Below are 1,274 nucleotides of genomic sequence, written 5' to 3'. Positions count from 1 at the left end.
CTCACCGTGCGCTGGCTCGGCCTCGACGCGTCCGCCAGCCGACTGCTCGGCCACCCGCATCCAGGCACGCTCAGCTTCCTGGCCACCGAGAACGAACAGCCCTTCATCGCCGCCTGGAACGTTCCGTAGCGGCAGCCTGCTGCCTCACGCCTGCGGCGAAAGGCGCCGGAAGCAGATGAGGGCCGCGGCGATCCCGGCGAAGGCCAGGAAGTGTTCCGCCTTGCGCAGGCGGTGGAGGCGGCGGCACCCAGCCAGCCACGACGCCCGTCCGCTCCACGGTCCAACAATGGCGGCCCAGCCGCTGAGAGAACGCGATACCTCTGCGGGCGATGCGCGGGGCGATGTTCCCGGGCCGGAGCCATCGGCGCAGGTGGTCGTAGTCGTAGCCCTTGTCTCCATGGAGCTTGGCGGGCCGTCGTCGACGGGGCCCTCGGTGGGAGCGGATGGGCGGGATGCCCCGCACCAGGGGCTCCAGACCCTGGCTGTCATGGGTGTTGGCGGCAAAGATGCCGATGGAGATGGGCAGACCGGTCCGCTCGGCGATCAAGTGGATCTTTGAACCTTTCTTGCCGCGATCTACGAGATTCGGACCCGTCAGGTCCCCCCCTTTCGTTGCCCGCACGTTCACCAAGTCGATCGCGCACCGTGACCAGTCCAGGGCGCCACGACGCTGAACTGTCGACCACACCGAGATCGGCACCGGTAGTTAAGGGGTGTGCCACTACGTGCCAGTAGAGGCGGTGAACAGCGGACAACAAGGGAGCCGAAGAGATGGCGAAGAAGCGGCGCTAAGCTGACGTTTTCCGCAGGTCAGGGGTAATGAACGGACCCAAGTGCCGGGTGATTCCCAAGCCTATGACGCGGGTTCGACTCCCGTCATCCGCTCTTGAACGAAGGCCCAGGTCAGCGACCTGGGCCTACTCTGTATTGCCTGAATCCTTCAGAGCCGCGCACTATCCGCGTGCCACAAGTGCCGCAACGGCACGTCAGATTGGACCCTCCCCGGCCGCCGACGTCTCGACGGTCACGAAGATCCGGTCCAGGTGGTGATGGAGTACCTCGATGGCCGACTCCGGACTCCGCTGCCCCACGAGGATGCTGGTGCCCATGGTCGCCGTCATCGCGAGCAGACTGATCGCCTCCGTGCGCGCTTCGACGCCGGGATCGGCCAGGCCTGACGCCTGGGCCTGTTCGAGCAAGCCTGTCAGGGCGTTCTCCGCGGCGTCGGGGTTGTCGAGGAAGGGCTGAGCAGCCAGCGCCTCATCGGTCACGGA

General features: G+C 66.5%; 2 pseudogenes. Both read right to left on the bottom strand.

The window, feature by feature from the left end:
* Positions 1–144: 144 nt before the first annotated feature.
* Positions 145–667: pseudogene (locus ACFU8Q_RS41530) on the bottom strand (IS5 family transposase); the annotation flags it as partial.
* A gap of 319 nt (positions 668–986) precedes the next feature.
* A pseudogene (locus tag ACFU8Q_RS41525) lies at positions 987–1,274 on the bottom strand (TetR/AcrR family transcriptional regulator); the annotation flags it as partial.

This window comes from Streptomyces sp. NPDC057543, from assembly GCF_042801895.1.
Lineage (GTDB): Bacteria > Actinomycetota > Actinomycetes > Streptomycetales > Streptomycetaceae > Streptomyces.
Note: the sequence above shows the minus strand (reverse complement) of the source record. Positions and strands in the feature narration are given on the sequence as shown.